Annotated in this window: 19 protein-coding genes and 1 CRISPR repeat array; of the genes, 8 read left to right on the top strand and 11 right to left on the bottom strand. The window is 73.9% G+C overall.

The features are described from left to right. The first annotated feature begins 108 nt into the window (after positions 1 to 108). The gene (locus ACFYWL_RS25910) at positions 109 to 1,368 is read left to right on the top strand and encodes an FAD-binding protein (protein ID WP_386977638.1); all 1,260 of its coding nucleotides are present in this window, start codon (positions 109 to 111) and stop codon (positions 1,366 to 1,368) included. A gap of 55 nt (positions 1,369 to 1,423) precedes the next feature. On the opposite strand, the gene ACFYWL_RS25905 is transcribed toward ACFYWL_RS25910, so the two are convergent. Next, positions 1,424 to 2,566, bottom strand: coding sequence for a site-2 protease family protein (locus ACFYWL_RS25905; protein ID WP_386977566.1), 1,143 nt, complete (start codon positions 2,564 to 2,566; stop codon positions 1,424 to 1,426). 78 nt (positions 2,567 to 2,644) lie between these two features. Here ACFYWL_RS25905 and ACFYWL_RS25900 point away from each other — a divergent pair, with 78 nt between their 5' ends. Continuing rightward, positions 2,645 to 4,729: a prolyl oligopeptidase family protein gene (locus ACFYWL_RS25900; protein ID WP_386977563.1), complete on the top strand. Its 2,085-nt coding sequence runs from the start codon at positions 2,645 to 2,647 to the stop codon at positions 4,727 to 4,729. Positions 4,730 to 5,519: 790 nt separating this feature from the next. Here the strand turns inward: ACFYWL_RS25900 and ACFYWL_RS25895 are convergent. From ACFYWL_RS25895 to ACFYWL_RS25880, 4 genes are all read right to left on the bottom strand, one after another. After that, on the bottom strand, positions 5,520 to 5,939 hold the full coding sequence (locus ACFYWL_RS25895; protein ID WP_386977560.1) for a PIN domain nuclease: 420 nt from the start codon (positions 5,937 to 5,939) through the stop codon (positions 5,520 to 5,522). Next, entirely contained in the window at positions 5,936 to 6,142 is a 207-nt protein-coding gene (locus ACFYWL_RS25890; protein ID WP_386977557.1) for a type II toxin-antitoxin system VapB family antitoxin, read from the bottom strand. Before ACFYWL_RS25890 ends, ACFYWL_RS25895 begins: the two co-directional genes overlap by 4 nt. Before the next feature lie 241 nt (positions 6,143 to 6,383). Beyond that, a CRISPR array of direct repeats spans positions 6,384 to 7,936; the repeat unit is 28 nt; unit sequence GGATCACCCCCGCGTGCGCGGGGAACAG. Between the two features lie 172 nt (positions 7,937 to 8,108). Continuing rightward, complete coding sequence (locus tag ACFYWL_RS25885) at positions 8,109 to 8,309, bottom strand: DUF397 domain-containing protein (RefSeq protein WP_386977554.1); 201 nt, start codon at positions 8,307 to 8,309, stop codon at positions 8,109 to 8,111. Next, positions 8,302 to 9,180: a helix-turn-helix domain-containing protein gene (locus ACFYWL_RS25880; protein ID WP_386977635.1), complete on the bottom strand. Its 879-nt coding sequence runs from the start codon at positions 9,178 to 9,180 to the stop codon at positions 8,302 to 8,304. The genes ACFYWL_RS25885 and ACFYWL_RS25880 overlap by 8 nt, the downstream gene beginning before the upstream one ends. A 361-nt stretch (positions 9,181 to 9,541) precedes the next feature. On the opposite strand from ACFYWL_RS25880, the gene ACFYWL_RS25875 reads away from it, so the two are divergent. Continuing rightward, a complete protein-coding gene (locus tag ACFYWL_RS25875; protein ID WP_386977552.1) occupies positions 9,542 to 9,862 on the top strand; it encodes a DivIVA domain-containing protein in 321 nt (106 codons plus the stop codon). After that, on the top strand, positions 9,859 to 10,113 hold the full coding sequence (locus ACFYWL_RS25870; protein WP_386977549.1) for a hypothetical protein: 255 nt from the start codon (positions 9,859 to 9,861) through the stop codon (positions 10,111 to 10,113). The genes ACFYWL_RS25875 and ACFYWL_RS25870 overlap by 4 nt, the downstream gene beginning before the upstream one ends. A gap of 57 nt (positions 10,114 to 10,170) precedes the next feature. On the opposite strand, the gene ACFYWL_RS25865 is transcribed toward ACFYWL_RS25870, so the two are convergent. Beyond that, on the bottom strand, positions 10,171 to 11,076 hold the full coding sequence (locus ACFYWL_RS25865) for a L,D-transpeptidase (RefSeq protein WP_386977546.1): 906 nt from the start codon (positions 11,074 to 11,076) through the stop codon (positions 10,171 to 10,173). 95 nt (positions 11,077 to 11,171) lie between these two features. Continuing rightward, the gene (locus ACFYWL_RS25860; RefSeq protein WP_386977543.1) at positions 11,172 to 12,620 is read right to left on the bottom strand and encodes an alpha-amylase family protein; all 1,449 of its coding nucleotides are present in this window, start codon (positions 12,618 to 12,620) and stop codon (positions 11,172 to 11,174) included. A gap of 303 nt (positions 12,621 to 12,923) precedes the next feature. Between ACFYWL_RS25860 and ACFYWL_RS25855 the strand changes: the two genes are divergently transcribed. The 4 genes from ACFYWL_RS25855 to ACFYWL_RS25840 all read left to right on the top strand — a co-directional run bounded on the left by ACFYWL_RS25855 (position 12,924) and on the right by ACFYWL_RS25840 (position 17,937). Further along, on the top strand, positions 12,924 to 14,708 hold the full coding sequence (locus tag ACFYWL_RS25855; protein WP_386977540.1) for a hypothetical protein: 1,785 nt from the start codon (positions 12,924 to 12,926) through the stop codon (positions 14,706 to 14,708). Further along, entirely contained in the window at positions 14,705 to 16,171 is a 1,467-nt protein-coding gene (locus ACFYWL_RS25850; protein ID WP_386977536.1) for an NADH-ubiquinone oxidoreductase-F iron-sulfur binding region domain-containing protein, read from the top strand. The genes ACFYWL_RS25855 and ACFYWL_RS25850 overlap by 4 nt, the downstream gene beginning before the upstream one ends. A 79-nt stretch (positions 16,172 to 16,250) precedes the next feature. Then, positions 16,251 to 16,931, top strand: a complete 681-nt coding sequence (locus ACFYWL_RS25845; RefSeq protein WP_386977534.1) for a TlpA family protein disulfide reductase — start codon at positions 16,251 to 16,253, stop codon at positions 16,929 to 16,931. A 55-nt stretch (positions 16,932 to 16,986) separates the two neighbouring features. Continuing rightward, positions 16,987 to 17,937 (top strand): cytochrome c biogenesis CcdA family protein, encoded by a 951-nt coding sequence (locus ACFYWL_RS25840; protein ID WP_386977531.1) that lies wholly within the window; start codon positions 16,987 to 16,989, stop codon positions 17,935 to 17,937. Here the strand turns inward: ACFYWL_RS25840 and serS are convergent. From serS to ACFYWL_RS25820, 4 genes are all read right to left on the bottom strand, one after another. After that, positions 17,921 to 19,207, bottom strand: a complete 1,287-nt coding sequence (serS, locus tag ACFYWL_RS25835) for a serine--tRNA ligase (RefSeq protein ID WP_386977528.1) — start codon at positions 19,205 to 19,207, stop codon at positions 17,921 to 17,923. The genes ACFYWL_RS25840 and serS overlap by 17 nt on opposite strands. A 210-nt stretch (positions 19,208 to 19,417) precedes the next feature. Beyond that, the gene (locus ACFYWL_RS25830; protein ID WP_386977525.1) at positions 19,418 to 20,560 is read right to left on the bottom strand and encodes a MerR family transcriptional regulator; all 1,143 of its coding nucleotides are present in this window, start codon (positions 20,558 to 20,560) and stop codon (positions 19,418 to 19,420) included. A gap of 156 nt (positions 20,561 to 20,716) precedes the next feature. Then, on the bottom strand, positions 20,717 to 21,895 hold the full coding sequence (locus ACFYWL_RS25825) for a saccharopine dehydrogenase family protein (RefSeq protein WP_386977522.1): 1,179 nt from the start codon (positions 21,893 to 21,895) through the stop codon (positions 20,717 to 20,719). A 55-nt stretch (positions 21,896 to 21,950) separates the two neighbouring features. Then, on the bottom strand, positions 21,951 to 23,126 hold the full coding sequence (locus ACFYWL_RS25820; protein WP_386977520.1) for a zinc-dependent alcohol dehydrogenase: 1,176 nt from the start codon (positions 23,124 to 23,126) through the stop codon (positions 21,951 to 21,953). Positions 23,127 to 23,183: the final 57 nt, after the last annotated feature.

Here is a 23,183-nt window from a genome sequence, read left to right as displayed (position 1 = left end):
CCGGCCCGCCGGTGCCGCCCGGGTGTCGACCCGACGACGCCGAGTGACGGGAGAGGGCACGTGGACGCGAGCGACGGGAAGCCAGGCGGGAGCGGGCCGGACGCCGGCATGCCGGGCGCGGGCGTGCCGGAGCGCAACTGGGCCGGCAACGTCCGCTACGCGGCGGCGCGGCGGCACCGCCCGACCGGCCTGGACGAGCTGCGCCGGCTGGTCGCCGGCAGCGACCGGATCCGGGCGGTCGGCACGGGCCACTCGTTCAACCGGCTCGGCGACACCGCCGGTGACCTGGTCTCGCTGGCCGGGCTGCCGCAGACCGTGGAGGTCGACCGGGAGCGGGCGACGGTCACCGTCGCCGCCGCCATGCGCTACGGCGACCTGGCCACCCGGCTGCACGCCGCCGGCTACGCCCTGCCGACGATGGCGTCGCTGCCGCACATCTCGGTGGCCGGCGCGGTGGCCACCGCCACCCACGGCTCGGGCGACGGGATCGGCAACCTGGCCACCGCCGTCTCGGCGCTGGAGCTGGTCACGGCCGACGGGGACCTGCTGACCGTACGCCGGGACGCCGACGGCGACCGGTTCGCCGCGATGGTGGTGGCGCTCGGCGCGCTGGGCGTGGTCACCCGGCTCACCCTGGACGTGGTGCCCGCCTTCGAGGTGCGGCAGTACGTCCGGCTCGGCCTGCCGCGCGCCGCGCTGGACGAGGCGTTCGCGTCGGCGTACAGCGTCAGCCTCTTCACCGACTGGCGCGGCGGGGCCGACCGGATCGGCCAGGTGTGGCGCAAACAGCTCGCCGACGCACCGCCGCCGCCGGCCGACTGGCTCGGCACCACGGCGGCGGCCGAACCCGTGCACCCGGTGCCGGGCATGCCGGCGCGCAACTGCACCGCCCAGCTCGGCGAGCCGGGGCCGTGGCACGAGCGGCTGCCACACTTCCAGCTCGCTTTCACCCCGAGCAGCGGCGACGAGCTCCAGTCGGAATACCACCTGCCCCGGGCGGCGGCGGCCGGGGCGCTGGCCGCGCTGGACCCGCTGGCGGACCGGATCGCCGCCGTGCTCCAGATCTGCGAGCTGCGTACGGTGGCCGCCGACGGGCTGTGGCTGAGCCCGCAACACGGGCGCGACAGCCTCGCCGTGCACTTCACCTGGATCGGCGACGGCGACGCGGTGGCCCCCGTGCTCGCCGAGGTGGAGCGGGCGCTCGCCCCGTTCACGCCCCGGCCGCACTGGGGCAAGGTGTTCACGGTCGACCCGGCGGCGGTCGCCGCCGCGTACCCCCGGTTCGCCGACTTCGCGGCGCTGGCGCGCGAGCTGGACCCGGCGGGGAAGTTCCGCACCGACCTGCTGGACCGCTACCTGCCCCGCTGACCCCGCCCAGCGCGGCCGGCCGGCGGGGCGTCAGCGGGGCCGGGTCGGCGGGGCGTCAGCGGGGCGTCGGCGTCATCCGGTCGCGGAGGCTGCCGCGCTGCACCGCCCGGCTGATGTCGCTGGGCGAGACGATCCCGACCAGCCGCCCGTCGGCCACCACCAGCGCCCGGCCGTCGGCGCACTCGCTGAGCCGGGGCAGCAGGTCGGTGAGCTGCTCGTCCGGGTCGGCCAGCACGAGCTGGTCGGCCCGGCAGGCCACCTCGGCCAGCGTGGTCGCCGGCCGGCGGTCGGCCGGGATGCCGCGTACCCGGTCGAGGGTGACCAGGCCGACCGGCCGGCCCTCGTCGACCAGCGGCAACGCCGAGTGCCGGTACGCGAAGAGATAGTGGTCGACGAAGTGGGCCACCGTCATGTCGCCCGACGCGGTCTGCGGCTGCGGGGTCATCACGTCGGCGACCCGCACCCCGCGCAGCGCGCTGCCCATCCGGGCCTGCCGCTCCTCGATACCGGCCGCCCCGATCAGGAACCAGCCGATCAGCGCCAGCCACAGCCCGCCGACCCCGGCCCCGCGCAGGAACTGCAACAGGCCCAGCCCGATCAGCAGCGCGCCGAGGATCCAGCCCGCGCGGGCCGCCACCACCGACGCCCGCGTCCGGTCGCCGGTGGCCTTCCACACGGCGGCCCGCAGCAGCCGGCCCCCGTCCAGCGGTGCGGCCGGCAGCACGTTGAAGACCGCCAGCAGGATGTTGATGCCGGCCAGCCAGGCCAGCGCGCCGAGCAGCAGCCCGTGCGCCCCGGCCAGGGCGAGCAGCGCCGCGACGCCGCCGAAGAACACGCCGATGATCAGGCTGACCAGCGGCCCGACGCCGGCGATGCGCAGCTCCGCACCCGGGTCGCGGGCCTCCCCGCGCAGCTCGGCCACCCCGCCGAACAGCCACAGGGTGATCCCGGAGACCTCCAGCCCGTTGCGCTTGGCGATCACGGCGTGCGACACCTCGTGGGCGAGCAGCCCGAGGAAGAAGACCACGGCCGCGCTCAGCCCCGCGAGCACGTACGCCCAGGTCGGCCGGTCCGGGTACGACCGGGGGAACTGGCTGGCCGCCAGGCCCCAGGCGATCAGCGCGAAGATGACCAGGACGCTCCAGTTGACCCCGACGGGTACGCCCGCGATCCGGCCGATCCCGAAACTCGCCCTCATCTGCCCGTCATACCCCGCGAAACGCGGCCCATGCCAGGGCCGCCGGCGGGGTTGACCGGGCCGGGAATAGTGGCGAACGTGACGAGGCTGACCGACACCGACACCGACGACGACCCGTACCGCTGGCTGGAGGACCTGGACGGCCCGGACGCCGCCGGCTGGGTGCGCGACCGCAACGCCGAGACCATGGCCGCGCTCACCGGCGGCGACCGCTTCGCCGCCCTGCGGACCGAGATCCGCGAGGTGCTCGACGCCGACGACCGCATCCCCTACCCGAGCTGGCGCGGCGACCACCTCTACTACAACTACTGGATCGACGCGGCCCACCCCCGGGGGCTCTGGCGGCGCACCACCCTCGATGAATACCGCCGGCCCGAGCCGCAGTGGGACGTCCTGCTCGACGTCGACGCGCTGGCCGCGCAGGAGGGCGAGAACTGGGTCTGGCAGGGGGCGACGGTGCTGCGCCCCGGGCACGACCGCTGCCTGGTCAGCCTCTCCCGGGGCGGCTCCGACGCGACCGTCGTGCGCGAGTTCGACCTGGTCCGCCGGGCCTTCGTCGCCGACGGCTTCACCCTCGACGAGGCCAAGAGCGACGTCACCTGGGTCGACGCCGACCACATCCTCGTCGCCACCGACTTCGGCCCCGGCACGCTCACCACCTCCGGCTACCCCCGCACGGTCCGCCGGTGGCGGCGGGGCACGCCACTGCCGTCCGCCGAGGTCGTGTTCGCCGGCCAGGCCGACGACGTCTCCGCGTACGCCTCGCACGACCCCACGCCCGGCTTCGAGCGCACCTTCGTGGGCCGCCGCCTCGACTTCTTCCGCTCCGAGTCGTACCTGCTGACGCCGACCGGCGAGCGGGTGCGCGTCGACGTGCCGGAGGACGCCCACTGGGACGTGCACCGGGAGTGGCTGCTGATCGGCCTGCGCTCGCCGTGGACGGTCGACGGGGCGGCCGTCGACGGGGCGGCTGTCGACGGCGGCGCGGGCGTCACCTATCCGGCGGGCGCGCTGCTGGCGGCCCGGTTCGACGCGTTCCTCGCCGGTGCGCGGGAGCTGACGACGCTGTTCACGCCGGACGAGCGCACCGCGCTGAGCTACCACGGGTGGACCCGCAACCACCTGATCCTGGCCACCCTCGCCGACGTGCGCAGCAGGCTGGAGGTGCTCACCCCCTCCGCGGGGCCGTGGCGGCGGGAGCCGCTCCCCGGTGTGCCGGAGTTCGAGCACACCCGGCTGGTGGACACCGACCCCGACGTCGGCGACGCGTACCTGCTGGCCTCCGAGGGGTTCCGGCAGCCGGCGACGCTGCGGCTCGGGCAGGTCGGCGGCCCGGTCGAGACGCTCAAGCGGGCACCGGCGTTCTTCGACGCCTCCCGCCTGACCGAACGCCAGCACTTCGCCACCTCCGCCGACGGGACCCGGATCCCGTACTTCCTGGTGGGCGACCCCGACGCGGCCGGCGGGCCGACCCTGCTCACCGGGTACGGCGGCTTCGAGGTCCCCGAGCTGCCGCACTACAGCGGCGTCGCCGGGCGGGGCTGGCTGGCCCGGGGCGGCAGCTACGTGGTGGCGAACATCCGGGGCGGCGGCGAATACGGGCCCGCGTGGCACCGGGCCGCGCTGCGGGAAGATCGACCGAGGGCGTACGAGGACTTCGCCGCCGTCGCCGCCGACCTGGTGGCCCGGGGCATCACCACCCCCGGGCGGCTCGGCATGGAGGGCGGCAGCAACGGCGGCCTGCTGGCGGGGGTGATGCTGACCCGCTACCCGGAGCTGTTCGGCGCGATCGTCGCGCACGTGCCGCTGCTGGACATGCGCCGCTACCACAAGCTGCTCGCCGGGGCGTCCTGGATGGCCGAGTACGGGGACCCGGACGACCCCGCCGACTGGGCCTACCTGCGCGAGTACTCGCCGTACCACAACGTCGACGAAGATCGGGCGTACCCGCCGACGCTGCTGGTCACCTCCACCCGCGACGACCGGGTGCACCCCGGGCACGCCCGCAAGATGGCCGCCCGGCTGCGCGAGCGCGGGCACGAGGTGGCGTACTACGAGAACGTCGAGGGCGGGCACGGCGCGGCGGCGAACAACGCGCAACGGGCGTTCGTGTGGGCCCTGACCCTGGAGTTCCTCTGGCGCAACCTGGGCGGGCAGCCGTAGCCGCCCTAAGGCTGCGCTTCGGCCCTGCTTCGGCTCCGCTCCCAGGCTGATGGCGCTGGGTGTGCCGGAGCTGCGCGCCGTCCCCTCCCGCCACCCGCGTCGATCTTGCACTTTCGGCCCCACGGATGGGCACTTCACCCCTTTTGCCCGGGCCGGAACTGCATGATCGACGCGAGCGGGAGGGGGCCTGCCTGCCGGCGTCTTCGTTTCGGGGGTGCGGCCGGGTCGGCCATGATCGGCTGTCGTTTTCGGAGACGACACGCCGCCGCCCGTCTCCAGAATCAGCAGACGATCACGGCTGGTTGTCGCGCGCCGGTTGCCGGTTGCCGCTGCCCTGTCTTCGCGTGTCCTGTTGTCACGTGTCCTGGGGATCGCCCCGCTGCGCCGGAGGTGCTCCGGCTGGCAGCGGATCGGCACCGTATGTGCGGGGGGCGATTCACGACGTTCCCCTGTGCCCATCCCGTTCAGCCTTGGCTGGATCGGTCAGGGCAACGCGAGCGGCGCCGCTGACTCCGAGCGGTGCCGGGACGCGCCGCGAGATCTTGGACAATCAGCGTTCATCCATGACAGCAACCGTCCAAGATCTGTGCTGGCGGGAGAGTTGCGGGGCGCTGGCACGGCACCACACGGGCGATGCCGCGAGGCCCGCCCCCACGTGCGCGAGGACCGGGCTTCTTGACATAGGTCTCTATAGACCAAGTGCGCGGATATCGTTCACCTTGTTGGCCAAGATCACCTCCTGACTGATGGCCTCGCGACGCCAATGATCCGGTGGCGTGCAGCGAGGTGGTCAGTCGGCGGTGCCGGCTGGGACGACCCAAGTGGTGGGCTGCGCGGTGATCGCAGTGATCATGTCGTAGTCGCCGTCGTAGTGCAGCACGGTGGCACCGTGGCGCTCTGCGGTGGCGGCTATCAGCAGGTCGGCCATGGACAGCGCGCGGTGGTGGCCCTTGTGCAACGCCTGCACCTGGACGTCGATTGCCCGGTCCCAGATTTCGTCCGGCATCGCGAGCCACTGGAAGCCCCCGAGGAGCCAGCGAGCGCGCTGGGCTTCCTTGGACGTTCGGGCGCTCTGAATAACTTCGATCTCTATCGCGCCGCAGACCGCCAGTAGCCCACGATCGGACAACTCGTCGAGGACCGGTGCGACGACCGGTTTCGGCCAGCGGGCCAACGCCGACTTGTCGAGCAGGTAGATCTCACGACTCACGCGGCGTCCCGCTCGTCGGCGATTGGTTCTGTCAGGTCGGGAAGGCCACCGCTCTTGAGCCAGTCGGCGAACTCCCGACGCTTCTCTCGGTCGACCGCCGCCTTCAGGGCTGCGTTGACGGTGGCCTTCTTGGTGGTAGTGCCGAAGATCTTCGCTGCCTCGCTGAGCAGCTCGTCATCGACATCAAGGATGGTTCGGGACATGGCCTGCCTCTCTCGCGATACCCCCGGATGATATCAACTTTCTCCCTCCTAGATATCAGGCGCTGGTGGGCGTGCTGGGCAGAACAGACGAGAGGCTGCTTTGCCGGTTCGGGCGTACGGATGCGCGCTGCCGGCACAGCCGTCGGGTACATCAGCCCTAAGGTCTGAGGGATGATCCGCCGAGTCCCTGGCGAGCATCGAGGTGTCCGGCCAGCAGGGGTCACCTTCAACCGGCGGGAGGGAATCACCCCCGCATGCGCGGGGAACAGACGCCCACTGTGACCACAAACCCTGTCTCCACAGGATCACCCCGCACGTGCGGGGAACAGCGATGGGCGAACGCGCCCGGCGGCGATGTGCTGGGATCACCCCCGCGTGCGCAGGGAACAGGGTAGGTGTACGACGTCAGCCGCTTGTGGCTGAGGATCACCCCCGCGTGCGCGGGGAACAGAGGTGGGTCGACCCCCGGAAGGGGACATCCCCAGGATCACCCCCGCGTGCGCGGGGAACAGCCGCTGCGCACCGACATCGCGCTGCGCGGGGACGGATCACCCCCGCGTGCGCGGGGAACAGTGGGAGTACGACCAGTGCGCGGCCATCTTCTCGGGATCACCCCCGCGTGCGCGGGTAACAGCCGACGGTGTTGTTCCAGAACCGGGCGATCGCGGGATCACCCCCGCGTACGCGGGGAACAGGACGCCGCCGAGGTGACGATGCCGGTGGCGACGGGATCACCCCCCGCGTGCGCGGGGAACAGATCAGGATGATGCAGCGCAGCTCGTTGCCCATGGGATCACCCCCGCGTGCGCGGGGAACAGCTGAAGACGGCCGTCAAGTACGGCGGCTACTCGGGATCACCCCCGCGTGCGCGGGGAACAGCATCACCCCTGGAGGGATCGCAACAGCACCACCGGATCACCCCCGCGTGCGCGGGGAACAGTCCGAGTGGGAATTGCACGGGGCTTGGTTGCAGGGATCACCCCCGCGTGCGCGGGGAACAGGATCTCCGCCCACGTGACCGTCTCGCCCGACCGGGATCACCCCCGCGTGCGCGGGGAACAGGGCGACGCCGAGCTGCTGCTGGACTCCCAGCGGGGATCACCCCCGCGTGCGCGGGGAACAGGCCTGCTCGACCTGGAGCAGCGCCGGCCCGGCGGGATCACCCCCGCGTGCGCGGGGAACAGGTGAGCTGCGCCCCCGTCGAGGTGACCTTCCCCGGATCACCCCCGCGTGCGCGGGGAACAGGAAGGGCGTCTTCTACACGGCCCACGCGGTCAGGGATCACCCCCGCGTGCGCGGGGAACAGTCCATCCGCGAGGTGCGCCGGACCCTGCAACAGGGATCACCCCCGCGTGCGCGGGGAACAGTCCATCCGCGAGGTGCGCCGGACCCTGCAACAGGGATCACCCCCGCGTGCGCGGGGAACAGCGGCACCACGACGCCCGCCCCGACCAGAACCCCGGATCACCCCCGCGTGCGCGGGGAACAGAGGGTGTCGGTCAGCCAGTCCTCCCACTCGCCGGGATCACCCCCGCGTGCGCGGGGAACAGGGCACGGCGACGTCGACCCGGCCGAACTGGCGGGGATCACCCCCGCGTGCGCGGGGAACAGAGCGGCAGGGCCCGCGCCTGGCCGTCGATCAGGGGATCACCCCCGCGTGCGCGGGGAACAGGCGCCGAATGGCCGTCCTCGCCGGCGCTGGAGCGGATCACCCCCGCGTGCGCGGGGAACAGGGGGTAAGGCGGCGCTCCACGTCGTTGATCAGGGGATCACCCCCGCGTGCGCGGGGAACAGACTTGTTGACCTGGGGCGCTATAGATCAACTGCGTGGATTTCATTCACTTTGCTGGCCAAGATCACATCCCGGGTGGTGGCTGGGGCTGCCGAGTGAGGGGGTGTCGAGCGTACGAGGTGAGCGCGCTGTCGGGTGGTCGGGGGCGGATCCGTGGTGCAGGCTCTTGCCATGTCAGCGGCCATGTGGCTGGACCTTGACGTCCTCGATGAAGGTGACCCAGGACGACGGGGTGAAGGTCAGCACCGGCCCGGCCGGGTCCTTGCTGTCGCGTAGTCCGACGATGCCCGGGAGGTTGTCGGCGACCTCGACGCATTCGCCGCCGTTGTTGCTGCGGGTCGACTTGCGCCAGACGGCACCGGTCAGGTCAGGCACGGGAGTACTCCTCTGCGGCTTGCTGGATCAGGCTCTGGGACCGGGACTCGTTGAGGGCGCGACTGCCCATGTCAGCCCAGATCGTGTTGTAGGCGGCCGTCTCGTGCGGCTTGTCGAGATAGATCGCACCGGTCGCGCTTTCCAAGTACGTCACCGGTGGCTCCACCTCCTTGCCATGCTCGTCGCGTGGAAACTCCAAGATCGAGAAGGCTCCGGTCATCGCCCCGGCGTGTAGTCCGGCAGAAAAAGTCAGCACCTGGACGGTTACGTTCGGTAGCTCGGCGGCCTTCAGGATCTGGTGGAGTTGTTCGGCCATAATCGTGGCGCTGCCGACCGGGCGCCGCAACACGGCCTCGTTGATTATCACGCTCAGTTGTGGTGCAGAGAACCGGGTGAGGAGAGCCTGTCGCTCGGTCCTGAGCTGGATGGCGCGCCGCTGCTCCTCGGTGGCTCCCGCGTCGATTGCGCCCCCGGGCATCTGGAAGAGGCACTCGGCGTAGGCGCGGGTCTGGAAGAGGCCCGGAACCAACTCCGCCTGGTACTGCCGGATGCGTGATGCTCCGGCCTCCAGCCCGATGTAGAGCTGGAACCAGCGCGGCAGGCCGGAGCCGATGTAGTCGTGCCACCAGTTCTTGTTCTCCCGGGTGGCCGCCGTCATCGCGAAAAGCAGCTCACTGTCCTCGGCGGACGCGCCGTAGAGGTCGAGCATCTGTTGCACGTCGGCCTGTCGGAAGCGGACGTGCTCTGCGCCGTTCTCGATCCGGTGCAGCGTCGCGCGTGCTCGGTCCAGGCGCTCGGCGGCCTGTTCCATCGTCAGCCCTGCCGCCTTGCGGAGCGACTCGAACTTGCGCCCGATCTGCCGCCGCAACATGGTCGATGCGGTCACCGCCTGTGACACTCTGCGCCTCCGCTGATCGCGATCGTTCGACACTCGACCGTCCAATTGAACCCGCTTCCTGATCACTTAGCAATAGACACGTCACAGCGAGTGCTCAGCTATAGAGAATTCGTGTTTCCGACTGCTCTGTTGAGACATTGCAATTGAGCTGACGCGGTGCTTCACTGCCTTGGCAACCACTGTGGAATTTGCGCTGCTCAGTGGCCATGGGTGCCCTGCTGTCGTACTCGCTGATCGAAGGCTGCGGTGGCAGGTGCGGGCGGTCCGTCGGTGCGGTGCGGGTCGGCGGCCCCATCCCTCCACAGGTCAATCTCGACGAGAGGCAGGTCCTGTCATGCGCGTCTTCCTCTTCCGCCGGGCCCGGGCGCGTCGCCGGCCGCCGGCCCACGGCGCGGCCGGGCACCAGCCGGCGGTGGGTCGCCGGCTGCTGCCCTGGCAGGTGCGGGAGCGGCGGTTCCGGTCGGCCCCGCTCGGTCGGCGCGGGCTCGACCCGCAGGAGGTGCGGGCGTTCTTGGAGCGGGTCGCCGTCGAGCTGGGCGCCGCGCACGAGGCGCTCGCGCAGAGCCGCCGGGAGGCCAACCAGGCCAGGCTTGCGCTGTGCCGGTTGCGGTCCGAGGCGGCGCATGCCCGCAACGAGCGGGGGTGGGGGCGGTGAGCGAGCGTTTCGTCATCCACCTGCCGGTGGTCGCCAACGACCTGCTCTCGGCCCAGCGGCTGGCCCGGGTGGTGGCGCACTGGACGCACGTGCTGCCGCAGACCGAGCCCGGGGGCGCGACCGTCTCCCGCGAGGACGACCAGAACGTACGCCACTGGGTCTTCTGCGACCGGATGATGGACGGTGGCCGGCGGTGTCTGCTGCGGCCCGACCACGACGGCGCGTGTTCCCGCCGGCCGAGGTGGCGGTGAGCGTGCGGCGGCTGCGGGCGACCGGGGCGGGTGTCAGGCAGTGGTGGCCGGCGCCGGTCAGGCGGTCGGCGGCGGGGTGGGCAGGGCGTCCACGACCAGCACGCCGCTGCCCGGCCGGACCTCGGCGAGCAGTTGACGCTGGCCGCTGCGGGTCAGCCGGATGCAGCCGTTGGTGACATCTTCGCCGAGGGTGTCGTCGTCCTGCCAGGAGTGCAGGCCGATGTGCGCGCCGGCCAGGCCCGGTGGGATGGCGTCCGGGTCGTCGGGGAGCGCGCCGAGGGCGAGGACGTCGACGCCGCCGTACACGGGCTCGGGTGGGGGCGTGCGGCCGAGGACGAAGGTGCGGCCCAGCGGGGTTTCCTGGCCGCGCATGCCGAGGCTGACCGGCCACGATCGCACGGCGTGTCCGTCGCGGAACCAGGTGAGCCGGTGCGGCCGGCGTTCCACGACGATCTGGTCGCGCAGCGGCACGGTGGCCCACTCGCCGTCGGGCGGCAGCCAGGCGATCCGCCGGGTGGCCGAGGGGAGCAGCACGGCGGTCCAGCCGGTGCGGCGCTCGACGATCGGCGCGGTCACCTCGACGCCGTTGATGGTGGGGGCGAGGAAGGCCAGCGGCCGGCCGCCGGGCGCGTCGTAGGCGGCGACCTTGCGGGTCGGCGTCAGCCCCTCCGTGAGCAGGGTGGGATCGGACGGGCGCGGGTCGGCGGGGAAGCCGGCGGGGGCCGGGTCGTAGGTGACGACCGGCAGGGTGGCCGGCGCGGGCGCGGCGGCCGGCACCGGGTCGGCGGTGGGCGCGGTCTCCGTGGCGGGCGCGGTGGGGGCGGCGGCGGGCGGGGACACCCGGGCCGGCTCCGGGGCGAGCGCCCGGGCCGTGACCAGCCCGGTCGCCAACAGCAGGGGTACGCCGAGCGCGGCGGCCAGCCAGCCCAGCCCCCACCGCGACACAATCCGGTCAAACAGCACAAAACCCACTGTAGGCGGCGGGCGGCTTGCGGCGGGGGTGATTGCAGGGGGCCCTCCTATACAGAAAGCGTTAAGAAGGGGCCCTTCCTTGCACCTCAGCTCAGCTTGGCGGCGGTGTGGATGGCTATCGCGTCGTGGGCCGGGACGTCCGCCACGAACCAGCCGTTGGCGTCCACCGTGATCACCGTGCCGCTGCACGTGCCGCCCGTGAAGTCGCCGTGGATCACGTCGCAGTACCGGCCGGCGGGCAGCCCGGTGTAGTACGAGCGACCCGTGACCGCCCCGTCCTCGTCGTTCATCGTGAGGTAGCCCTTGCCGGCGCGGCTGAACGCGATGTGGTTGTTGCCGTTGTCGTACCAGTTGGCGACGCCCGCGCCCTGGGTGGCGTTGGCGAAGCCGACCATGTTGGCGATGACCCGCCAACGGTGCTCGCACTCCCAGCCGGAGTAGCAGGTGGTGTTGAGGGTCTTGTTGCTGGCGTCGGAGGGCGGGCCGGCGTCCCGGTCGCTGAAGGTGTAGCTGGACATGACCGTGGGGGAGCCGTACGGCCAGGCCAGCATGAAGGCGTTGGCCAGCGCGTAGATGCCCCGGTCGCGGTAGGTGAGCACCCCGCCGACGTCACGCTGGGTGTCGTGGTTGTCGACGAAGACCGCCGCCGAGCCGCTGGGCAGGTGCCCCCAGCCCTCGCCGAAGTTCTTCAGGTACGCGAGCTTCTCGCTGCGGAACACCCGGGCGAGGTCCTTGCCGTAGCGGAACTCGTGCACGTCGCCGTTGCCGGTGTACTCGGTCGGCTGGATCGGCTCGCCCGCGCCGTAGATGACCTCCTGCACGAGGTACGCCGAGCGGGACAGCCTGCCCTTGATGGCGGCGATGTCGGCGGCCGGCATGTGCTTGCTGGCGTCGAGGCGGAACCCGTCGACGCCGAGGGAGAGCAGGTCGTTGAGGTACCCGGCGATCCTCGACCGGACGTAGTCGGACTCGGTGGCGAGGTCGGACAGGTTGACCAGCTCGCAGTTCTGCACCTCGTACCGGTCGTTGTAGTTGGCGATGTCGTCGCCGCCGTTGCGCCCGCAGTGGTGGAAGTCCTGCGTCTGGTAGATCCCCGGGTAGTCGTAGTGGCCGTAGGACGAGCCGGCCCAGCCGGTGCCGCCGGCGTCCTGCCCGGACATGTGGTTGATGACCGCGTCGACGATCACCTTCACGCCGGCGGCGTGGCAGGTGTTCACCATGGACTGGAACTGCGCCCGGGTGCCCTTGCGGGACTCGATGCGGTAGCTGACCGGCTGGTAGGCCAGCCACCACTGGTTGCCCCGGACGTGCTCCTGGGGCGGGGAGACCTGCACGTAGCCGTAGCCGGCCGGGCCGAGCACGTTCGTGCACTCGCTGGCCACCGACGGCCAGTTCCACTCGAACAGGTTGGCGATGACCTTCTTGGTGCCGGACGGTGCGGCGGCGGCCGGGGGCGTCGCCACGGCGGTCGGTGCGAGCAGGCCGGCGATCACGCCCAGGGCGAGGACCGCCGAGCGGCATCGGCGTCGATGCATCGGGGACTCCTGACGGGGGTCGGGGGAGAGGGGTGGGCCGAACTGCTGCTTGCCGGCATCTTGCAGTCGCGGTTGAAATTTTCGGAAAGGTTACAAGCGCGTTGCAGTGGGTGTCAACGGATGGACGGGTGTCGCTGCGCGTTACGTCCTACACGCAGCCCACGGCGCAACGGTTCGACGGCGCCACGGAAAAAGCCCGGGAAAATTCACCACCCGGCTGATCCGTTGAACCCGGCGCTCCGTACTCGATGGGGGAGCAGGGTCGGCCGGTGGGGGCGCCGCCGCTACACGATCGAGGAGCAGATGGCTCGGGCACAGCAGAACACCAAGGCCACGACCGTCCGTACCACGAGCAGCAGCCGCGGGGTGCGGACCAGGTCCAAGACCTCCATCGCACTGATGGCCGGGTCGGCGCTGGCGATCGTCTGGGCCGGCGTCGAGCTGGCCGGCGCCGGCACGGCGATGTACGCGTACGGCTTCTTCTTCACCGAGTTCTTCGCCGGCGTCGTCGCCCTGGTGTCGCTCAGCCTCACCGTGATGATGGGCCTGCTCGCCACCGACCGGCTCGTGCTGCGCATCCCGCACCGGGTGCTGCTCCAGTCTGCGCACCGGGCCACCGGCATCCTCGGCGTCGCCGGCCTGGTGTTCCACGTCATCACCAAGATCGCCATCGGCCGGGCCGGGCCGACCGACGCCCTCGTGCCGTTCATCGGGGGGCGGGGGCTCTACGTCGGGCTCGGCACCGTGGCGTCGTTCCTCATGGTCAGCGTGCTGTGGACCGGCATCATCCGGGCCCGGTTCGTCGGCGTCGGCCCCAAGTGGTTCTGGCGGGGGCTGCACTCGATGGCGTACCTGGCCTGGCCGTTCGCCCTGTTCCACGGCCTGAACGCGGGCCGCCCGGCGGCGTCCTGGGTGACCCTGAGCTACCTCGCCTGCGTGCTGCTGGTGGTGCTGGCCCTGATGGTCCGGCTCTCCGTGCACCTCGGCAAGCGCAGCCGCGAGCAGCACCAGGCCGCCGCCCTGAACAAGGCGATGGCCGGCAGGCCCGCCGACGACGGCAAGACGACCACGATGCTGCTCAGCAAGATCGGCCGCAAGCGCGACGACGCCGAGGGGAAGCGGGAGGGCCGCGCCGGGCGTGCCCGCGCCGCCGGCGGCTGGGCGGAGACCACCGCCACCACCGGCTCCTGGGCGATGCCGACCGGCACCGCCCGCGGGCGACGCGACCCCGAGCGGTTCACCGTGCCGGTGGTGCCCGAGCCGGGCACCCTGCGCGAGCCGGTACGGGCCACCCGCCGCCGCGACGAGGAACTGGACGCCCCGGCCCGCCGCCGCGAGCGCGAGCTGGAGCCGACCGCCCGGCGTGCCGCCGAGCCCGCCACCCGGCGCGTCACCGACTCCGCCGAGGAGCGGTCGAGCCGGCGGCGGCGCGACGCGGACGCCCCCGTCTCCGCCCCCCGCCGCTCGCGCTCCGAGGAGGACGTCGCCCCGGTCTCCAGCCCCCGCCGCGCCCGCCGCGACGAGGACGTCGCGCCCGTGTCCGGCAGCCGTCGGGCGCGGTACGACGAGGACGTCGCGCCCGTGTCCGGCAGCCGTCGCGCCCGCTACGACGAGGACGTGGCCCCCGTCTCGGGCGGTCGCCGTGCCCGCTCCGACGAGGACGTCGCCCCGGTGTCCCCCGGCCGGCGCTCGCGGCGCGACGACGAGGACCTCGTCGCCCGCTACTCCTCGCCGCCCCGCCGCTTTGACGAGCCCGAGGAGCCGTGGGACAGCCCGCGCCGCTGGGAGTCCTCGACGCCCGTCTCCGCCGAGCCGATCTCCGCGACCCCGCGCAGCGGGGCCGGTCGGCACAGCGTCGACGACGAGGTCCCGGAGGAGCCCGACTACTGGCGGCCCCCGGCCCGGTTCGTCGCCGAGGACCTGCCGCCCATGGACGACACCCCGACCCTGGTCGACCTGGCCTCCCGGCGGGCGCTGCGGGCCGCCGGGGACGGCCGGCCCGGCCGACGCAAGCGGGACCGGGACCGGGCCAACGCCGACGCGATCGACGGCGCGTACTGGGCCGGGCTGCGGGGTGAGGCGAAGTGATGCGCACGACCGTGCCCCCCGTGGCGTGCGTCGGCGAGCCACGGCTCACCGCCGGCTTCGCCGAGTTCGGCCGCCTCGACCTGATGGCCCACGAGGAGGTGCACGGCCCCATCGGGCCGATGGAACCGGCCAACCTGCTCCGGCTCGCCGAGGCGATCCAGCTCAAGGGCAAGGGCGGGGCGGGCTTCCCGTTCGCCCGTAAGCTGCGCGCCGTGCTGGAGTCCTGCGAGCGGCAGGACGCCTCCGCCGTCGTCGTGGTCAACGCCACCGAGGGCGAGCCGGCGAGCTGGAAGGACAAGGTGCTGCTCACCCGGGCCCCGCACCTGATCCTCGACGGCGCGGCCCTGGTCGCGTACGCGCTGGACGCCGACGAGATCGTCATCGGCGTCGCCGACGACGACGTGGGCCGGCCGTCGCTGACCGAGGCGCTCCAGGAACGCCGGATGCCGGTGCCCACCAGCATCGTCACCGTGCCGCACCGGTTCATCTCCGGCGAGGGCGGCGCGCTCGTCAACGGCATCAACGGGCTGCCCCACATCCCGCCGGGCACCAAGAAACGCTCCAGCGACTCCGGCGTCGGCGGCCTGCCCACCCTGCTGTCCAACGCCGAGACGTACGCGCAGCTCGCCGTCGCCGCCCGGCTCGGCCCGTATGAGTACGCGGCGCTCGGCACCGACGACGAACCCGGCACCGTCCTGCTCACGGTGACCGGCGCGGCCAAGCGGCCCGCCGTCGTCGAGTGCGCCGCCGGCACCCCGCTGCGCGACATCCTCGAACTGTGCGAGGTGCCCGACGGGCCGGGCATCCTCATGGGCGGGTACCACGGCAAGTGGATCACCGCCGAGGCCGCGCAGCGGGCCGAGGTGTCCCGCAAGGGCCTCACCGCCGTCGGCGGCACCCTCGGCGCGGGCATCATCGTGCCGCTGGCCCGCGACACCTGCCCCCTCGGCGAGGCCGCCCAGGTGGTCCGCTACCTGGCCGGCGAGTCCGCCGGGCAGTGCGGCCCCTGCAAGATGGGCCTGCCCGACCTGGCCCGCGCCGTCGACCTGGCCGTCTCCGGCAGCGCCCCCGTCGAGATCGTCCGCGCCGCGGCCGGGGACGTGAAGGGGCGCGGCGCGTGCAGCCACCCGGACGGCACCGCCCGGTTCGCCCTCTCCGCCATGGAGGTCTTCGCCGACGACCTGAAGCTGCACACCACGGGCGAGGGGTGCGGCAAGCGGACCAAGGGCGTCATGGGCCTGCCCGGGGCCCCCGACGCCGACCCGAGGAAGCTGACCCTGGACTGGTCCCGCTGCGACGGCCACGGGCTCTGCGCCCACGTCGTGCCCGACTTCATCCGGCTGGACGGCAACGGCTACCCCGCCTTCCCCACCACCCCCGTGCCGACCTGGCTGCGGGAGGGCGCCATGAAAGCGGTCAAGGTGTGCCCCGAACTCGCGCTGCGGCTGGTCAAGGCCGAGTAGCGCAACCCGGGACCGTCGGACGCCGGAGCGCCGCCGTGACGCCCCGCCCCGTGCGGCCCGCTACCGAAGGGAGACGCGGATGCGAACGTTGCGCCGGCCGTCGCGCCGCCGGACCGGCCCGGGTGGACGGTCGCCCCGTCGACGGCGGGCCGGCACAGCCACCCTGGTCACTGCCCTGGCCGCCGCCCTGCTGGGCGCGGCGTCCTGCGCCGTGGACACCGCCGTCGACCCCCCGGGACCGCCGGTCGACGCGGCCGCCGCCGCGCCCGCCGACGCCGACGACGCCACGGCGGCCCCGGCCGGTACGCCCACCGGCGCGCCGTCCCCGCCGGCCGCCCCGGCCCGGGTGCCGGACAGCCTCCGGTTCACCGGCACCACCCTCGACGGGAAGCCGTTCGCCGCCGCCGACCTCGCCGGCCGGCCGGTGGTGCTGTGGTTCTGGGCCCCCTGGTGCGCCACCTGCGCCAGCCAGGCGTGGACGGTTGCCGAGATCGCCCCGCAGTACCGCGACCGGGTGCCCATCGTCGGCGTCGCCGGCCTCGGGCAGCGCACGGCGATGCGGGACTTCGTGACCGAGTTCGAGCTGGGCGGCACCCTCCAGCTCGACGACCGGGCCGGCACGCTGTGGCGGCGCTTCGAGGTCGTCGAGCAGAGCACCTTCCTGATCATCGACCGGGAAGGGAAGGTGATCCACCAGGGCTTCCTCGACGGGGAGGACCTCACCCGCCGGGTCGCCGCCCTGGCCGCCCAGGCCGGCTGATGGCCGCCCCGCTGCCGGCCCCGGCCGCCCCGTTGCCCCTGGCGTCGGCCGGTTGATGGACACCCCGCTGCTGCTGGCGCTGACCGCCGGGATGCTCGGCGCGGTCAACCCGTGCGGGTTCGCGATGCTGCCCGCGTACCTGTCGATCCTGGTGGCCGGGCCCGGCGACGGACGCCGCGCCGTCGGCCGGGCGCTCACCGCCGCCGCCGGCCTCACCTGCGGGTACGTGCTGGTCTTCGGCGCGTTCGGGCTGGCCTTCGCGCCGCTGGCCGGCTGGCTGCGCCCCCGGCTGCCCTGGCTCACCGTCACCCTCGGTGTGGGCCTGGTCCTGCTCGGCTGTTGGCTGCTCGCCGGCCGGCGGCTGCCCGCCCCGCGCCCGCTGGCCCGCGCGCCCCGGCTGGCCCGCACGCTGCCGTCGATGGCGCTGTTCGGCGCGGCGTACGCGCTGGCGTCGCTGACCTGCTCCATCGCCCCGTTCCTGGCGATCGTGGCGACCAGCCTCCAGGCCGGCTCGACGCCGCGCGGGCTGGCGCTGTTCGTCGCGTACGCCCTCGGGATGGGCCTCGTGGTGGCCGTGGCCGCCCTCGGCGTGGCGCTGCTGCGCGACCGGGTGGTCGCCCGGCTGCGCGGGGGCGGCCGGTGGGTGCCCCGGCTCAGCGGCCTGGTGCTGCTGGTCGCCGGCGGCTACGTCGCCTGGTACGGCTGGTACGAGGTGCGGCTCGCCGAGGGCCGGCACGACGCGTTCGGCGACCCGGTGGTGGTCGCCGCGGCCCGCGTCCAGCAGGCCCTCGTCGGCGCGCTGGACGCGGCCGGGCCCGCCCTGCTGGCCGTCGCCCTCGTTGCCCTCGCTGCGCTCGGCGTAAGGAAGGGCCCCCTGTTACCGCATTCTGTAGAGCAGGGGCCCCTTCTTAACGCCTCCGGCAGGGCGCGGGGGCGTAACGGAAACGGCGGGGGCCGGGTTACCCCGACCCCCGCCGACAGTGTGACGGTCAGCGACCCGGCGTGAGGCGGTCGGTGCCGACCCGGTCGCGGAGCACCTCCGGCACCAGCACCGAGCCGTCGGCCTGCTGGAACTGCTCCAGGATCGCCGGGAACAGCCGGCTGGTGGCCAGCGCCGAGCCGTTGAGGGTGTGCACGAAGCGGGTCTGCTTGCCGCCGGCCTCCCGGTATCGGATCGCGGCCCGGCGGGCCTGGTAGTCGCCGGCCCAGGACACCGACGACACCTCCTTGTACTTGCCGGTGCTCGGCATCCACACCTCGATGTCGAGGGTCTTCTTCATCGACGCGCTGGCGTCGCCGGCCGACAGCAGGCTGGTCTGGTGGTGCAGGCCCAGCCGGGCGACCAGGCCCTCCACGTGGGCGACCATCTGCTCCAGCGCGGCGGCGGCCTGCTCGGGCAGGGTGAACTGGAAGATCTCCACCTTGTTGAACTGGTGGCCCCGCACGGTGCCGCGCTCGTCGGAGTGCGAACCGGCCGCCTCCCGCCGGTAGCACGGGGTGTACGCGAACCGCTTCAGCGGCAGGGAAGCCGTGTCCAGGATCTCGTCCTGGTACGCACCCAGGATCGCCGTCTCCGCCGTGGGCAGCAGGAACTGCCCGCGCGGGGCGGACTCCCGGTCGAGGTGGTAGACGTCGTCGTAGAACTTGGGGAACTGGCCGGCGGCGAAGCCGGCGGTGTCCAGCAGCAGGTGCGGCGGGAGCAGGAAGTCGTAGCCGGCCGCGATGTTCTGGTCGATCAGCCAGTTGAGCAGCGCCCACTCCAGCCGGGCCCCCAGGCCCGTGTACATCCAGAAGCCGGAGCCGCCGAGCTTGACGCCCCGCTCGTGGTCGACCAGGCCCAGCAGGCGGCTCAGCTCGACGTGGTCGCGCACCTTCTCGATCGCCGGCGGCTCGCCGAACGTGCGGACGACCCGGTTGGCCTCCTTGCCGCCGGGGACGACGTCGTCGGCGGGCAGGTTCGGCAGCTCGCTCATCCGCTCGCGCAGCCGGGACTGCACCTCGTCGAGCTGGGACTCCAACTCGGCGAGCTGCTTGCGCTCGGCCTCCGGGGCGACGCTCTCCGGCGCGCTGCCGGCCCGCTTCGCCGCCGCGTACGCCCGCGCCTCCGCCTTGCGGCGCTGCCGCTCGGCGTCGATCTCCGTGATGAGGGCGCGGCGCTCCTGGTCGAGCCGCTGGATCTCGTCCAGCGCCCGGTTGACCTCGGCGGGATCCAGTCGCTTCGCCAGCGCGGTCGCCACCGCCTCGCGATCCTTCCGGATCAACTCCATGTCGAGCATGCGCTCCGTACGCCTCCGTCCGGGAATCTCAGGTGGTAACCCACCGATGCTACCGTCGCCGCCTGCCACGCCCGGCCCCGGCCGTGAGCCCACCGGCCGACGCCGTCGCGCCGCGACGCGGTGCCGCCATGTCGGCGACATCGTGGGTTCCCCGGGGCGGGAAGCCGCGATGCCGCCGACATGGCGCGCTGGCACCGGCGCGGCGCGGCCTCAGAGCCGGATCGGCATCAGGATGGAGTACGCCTCCGCGTCGTCCGGGCGGCGCACCGCCAGCGGGGCGATCGGCCCGTCCAGCTCCAGCAGGAGCTGCCCCCGGTCGCCCGCGTCGAGGGCGTCGAGCAGGTACCGCCCGTTGACGCCGAGCCGCACCGCGTCCGGCGCGGCGTCGGCCAGCGCGGCGTCGTCGAGGACCCGCAGGCCGCCCGCGTCGTCCATGCCCAGCACGGTCACCGGCACGTCGACGCCCTCGTGCCGCAGGACCCGCGCCGGGGGGCGGCCGGCGACCTGCGCGCGCAGCGCCGGCACGTCCACCGTGATCCGGTACGCCGGCACGCGCGTGCCCAGCAGCCGCTGGTAGTCGGGGAACTCGTCGGGCAGGGCTGCCCCGCCGACCTCCCGGCCGCCGGCGGTGACCGTGAGGCCGTCCCCGTCCAGCCTCAGGTGGGCGTCGGCCCCGCCGTCGCCGCTGAGCGGTGCCGGGCCGCCGCCTTCGGTCCCGCCCAGCGGCGTGCGCACGTCGCTGTCGCCGCCCAGCAGCTCGCGGACGGCGTCGACGAGGGCCACCGGGGCGAGCAGCCGCCGGGCGGGGCCGTCGACCTCGCCGGGGACCCGGGCCACCGCCATCCGGTGCCGGTCGGTGGCGACCAGGCGTACGCCGTCGGCGGCCACGTCGAACAGGACGCCGGAGAGCACCGGCAGCTCCGGGTCGGTGCCGACCGCGAAGCGGACCGCGTCGATCGCGGCGGCGAGGTCGGCGCGGGACAGGACGAGACGGGTGGTCATGGGGTGCTCCTCGTGGTCGATCAGGGCTCGGACCCGGGAGAGCTCGCGGCGGGCGTCGGCGAGGCCGTCCTCCAGCCGGCGCAGGTGCGCGTCGAGCAGCCGGCCCACCACGGCCGGCTCGGCCCGGTGCCGCACGGCGGCGGCGATCTCCGCCAGCGGCATCCCGACCCGGCGCAGCCCGGCCACCAGCCGGGCGGGCACGACCTGCTCGTCGGCGTACCAGCGGTAGCCGGTGGTCGGGTCGACCAGCGCCGGAACCAGCACCCCGGAGCGGTCGTAGAACCGCAGGGCGCTGACGGTCAGGCCGCTGGCCCGGGCCAGCTCGCCGATGCTGCGCAGTTCGCTCTCCACGCCGAGGATCCTGTGCCCTCCACCAGGTCGAGGGTCAAGCCGCCGCCCGTGCCGCCCGTGCCGCCCGTGCCGCCCACGCCGCCCGTGCCGCTCGCCGGGCGGCGATGTTTGCAGGGGACCCTTCCTATACAGAAAGCGTTAACAGGGGGCCCTTCCTTACACCGCCAGCGTGCGGAAGGTGATGCCGGCGGCGGTGAGGCGGCGCAGCAGCGCGTCGCCCATCGCGGTCACCGGGGTCACCTGGCCGCGGGTCGCCGGCAGGTCGTCGTCGAGGGCCAGGCAGAGGGCGGACTCGCCGAGCATCTTGGCCGTCTCGTCGTACCCGGGGTCGCCGCCGGCCACCTCGGTCACCACCCGCCGGTCGCCGCCGGAGCCGACGAAGCGCACCCGGAACCACGACTTCGCCCGCTGCTCGGCGCTGGGCCCCTGGCCGGGGGCGAGCCGGCCGAGCAGCCAGCGCCGGGCCGCCGGCACCTGCACCAGCCCGGTCAGGCCGGCGAGCCCGACCGCGCCGAGGACGATCGTGGGCAACCGCCGCACGGCGGCGAAGTGCCGGTAGCGGAAGTCCGGCCCGTACTCCGGCCGGGCCGCGGCCGACCGGCGCACCACCTGCGGATCGATGGTCGGCAGCGGCACCGCCCACATGCCCAGCTCCGCCGACCGGCCGACCCGGCCGGGCACCGCCCGGACCCGGCGGCCCGGCGGGCGCGGCTCGACGGCCCGCCGCGCCTTCGCCGCCCGGCCCGCCTCGGCGGCGCGGGAGAACGCGGTGAGCGCCGAGTGGTACGTGCCGGCGGAGAACCGGCCGCCCGCCCGGACGAACCCGTCCACCGTGACCGGCCCGTCGGCCGGCAGCTGCTTGACGGTGTGCCAGACGCCCAGGTCGTGCGGGATCGAGTCGAAGCCGCAGGCGTGCACGAGGCGGGCACCGGTGCGCACCGCCTCGGCGTGGTGCCGCACGTACATGGTGTCGACGAACTCCGGCTCGCCGGTGATGTCGACGTAGTCGGTGCCGGCCCCGGCGCAGGCGGCGACCAGCGGCTCCCCGTGGTGCACGTACGGCCCGACGGTGCTGGCCACCACGCGGGCGCTCCCGGCGACGCGGCGCAGCGACTCCGGGTCGGTCGCGTCGGCGGTGAGCAGCGGCAGCCCGGCCAGGGCCGGGTCGATGCCGGCGAGCCGGTCCCGTACGGCCGACAGCCTGGCCGGGTTGCGTCCGGCCAGCGCCCAGCGCAGCCCCGGCGGCGCGTGCCGGGCGAGGTACTCGGCGGTGAGCCCGCCGGTGAACCCGGTCGCCCCGAACAGCACGACGTCGTACGCCCGATCCTCACCCATCCCGCGAGTCTGCCACCGGCGCGGGCCCCGGCACGACGACGGCCGCTCAGGGCGCTCAGGGCGTGAACACCGCACGCAGGCAGCCGTCGGCGCGGGTGCGGAACAGGTCGTAGCCGAGCGCGCCCTGCTCCAGGGGCAGGTGGTGGGTGGCCAGGTGCCCCGTGTGGATCTCGCCGCGCGCCATCCGGTCCAGCAGCATCGGGATCCAGCGCTGCCCGTGCTGCCGGGCGGCGCGCACGGTCAGCCCCTTCTGCATCACCGCGCCGAGCGGGAACGTGTCGACGAACCCGGTGAACGTGCCGAGCACCACCACCGTGCCGCCCTTGCGGCAGGCGTGCACCGCCTCGCGTACCGCGATCGGCCGGTCGGGGGCGACGCCGGGCCGCGCGGCGGCGGCGAACCGCTCGGCCAGCGACCGGGGCCCCGCACCGTCCCAGGCCATGCCGACGGCCTCCACGCACACGTCGGGACCCCGCCCGCCGCTGCGTTCCCGCAGCTCGGCCGGGACGTCGACGCTGAGGTAGTCGAGGGTTTCCGCGCCGACGTGCTGCCGCGCCAGGCCCAGCCGCTGCGGGTACCGGTCGATCACCACCACCCGGTCCGCGCCGCGCAGCAGCGCCGCCTGCGCGGCCATCTGGCCCACCGCGCCCGCGCCCCAGACCGCCACCACGTCGCCCGGGGACACCTCGCCCAGCTCGGCGGCGAGCCAGCCGGCCGGCACCGCGTCCGAGGCGAAGACCGCCCGGTCGTCGTCCACCGGCTCCGGCACCGCGAACGCCCCGACGTCGGCGTAGGGCACCCGGACGTACTCGGCGTGGCTGCCGGCGAAGCCCCCGGCCGAGCGGGGATGGCCGTAGCAGCCGCCGGTGGGCTGCCCCCACGCCGCCTCGGCCGCCGCCGGCCCGGTGCTGCCGTTGTCGCAGCAGGAGTAGAGGCCCTGCCGGCAGTACCAGCAGTTGCCGCAGGCCACGGCCGCGCAGACCACCACCCGGTCGCCGACGCGGTGCCGCCGGACCCCGGGGCCGACCTCCACCACGTCGCCGAGGAACTCGTGCCCGAGCACGTCGCCGACGGACAGCGCCGCCGTCCGACCGGCGAGCAGCGGCAGGTCCGCCCCGCACGTGGCGCTGCGCCGCACCCGGACGATCGCGTCGGCGGAGTTGCGCAGCTCGGGGTCGGGCACCTGCCGCACCGCGAGGCCGTCCGCGCCGAGCCAGCACAGCGCCCTCATCCGGGCACCGCCGGGTCGCCGCCGGGCCCCGCCGGGCCGGGCCACCCGGTCCCGGGC

The sequence above is a fragment of the Micromonospora sp. NPDC002575 genome (assembly GCF_042889525.1).
GTDB lineage: Bacteria > Actinomycetota > Actinomycetes > Mycobacteriales > Micromonosporaceae > Micromonospora > Micromonospora carbonacea.
The sequence above is the reverse complement of the archived record's forward strand: the minus strand, read 5'-3'. Positions and strand labels throughout refer to the sequence as shown.

Coding starts and splice junctions, on each gene's coding strand:
- ACFYWL_RS25845 (WP_386977534.1), top strand. CDS start 16,251: ATGCGAACGTTGCGCCGGCCGTCGCGCCGCCGGACCGGCCCGGGTGGA.
- ACFYWL_RS25910 (WP_386977638.1), top strand. CDS start 109: ATGCCGGGCGCGGGCGTGCCGGAGCGCAACTGGGCCGGCAACGTCCGC.
- ACFYWL_RS25880 (WP_386977635.1), bottom strand. CDS start 9,180: ATGTTGCGGCGGCAGATCGGGCGCAAGTTCGAGTCGCTCCGCAAGGCG.
- ACFYWL_RS25875 (WP_386977552.1), top strand. CDS start 9,542: ATGCGCGTCTTCCTCTTCCGCCGGGCCCGGGCGCGTCGCCGGCCGCCG.
- ACFYWL_RS25840 (WP_386977531.1), top strand. CDS start 16,987: ATGGACACCCCGCTGCTGCTGGCGCTGACCGCCGGGATGCTCGGCGCG.
- ACFYWL_RS25860 (WP_386977543.1), bottom strand. CDS start 12,620: ATGCATCGACGCCGATGCCGCTCGGCGGTCCTCGCCCTGGGCGTGATC.
- ACFYWL_RS25905 (WP_386977566.1), bottom strand. CDS start 2,566: ATGAGGGCGAGTTTCGGGATCGGCCGGATCGCGGGCGTACCCGTCGGG.
- serS (WP_386977528.1), bottom strand. CDS start 19,207: ATGCTCGACATGGAGTTGATCCGGAAGGATCGCGAGGCGGTGGCGACC.
- ACFYWL_RS25825 (WP_386977522.1), bottom strand. CDS start 21,895: ATGGGTGAGGATCGGGCGTACGACGTCGTGCTGTTCGGGGCGACCGGG.
- ACFYWL_RS25820 (WP_386977520.1), bottom strand. CDS start 23,126: ATGAGGGCGCTGTGCTGGCTCGGCGCGGACGGCCTCGCGGTGCGGCAG.
- ACFYWL_RS25855 (WP_386977540.1), top strand. CDS start 12,924: ATGGCTCGGGCACAGCAGAACACCAAGGCCACGACCGTCCGTACCACG.
- ACFYWL_RS25890 (WP_386977557.1), bottom strand. CDS start 6,142: ATGTCCCGAACCATCCTTGATGTCGATGACGAGCTGCTCAGCGAGGCA.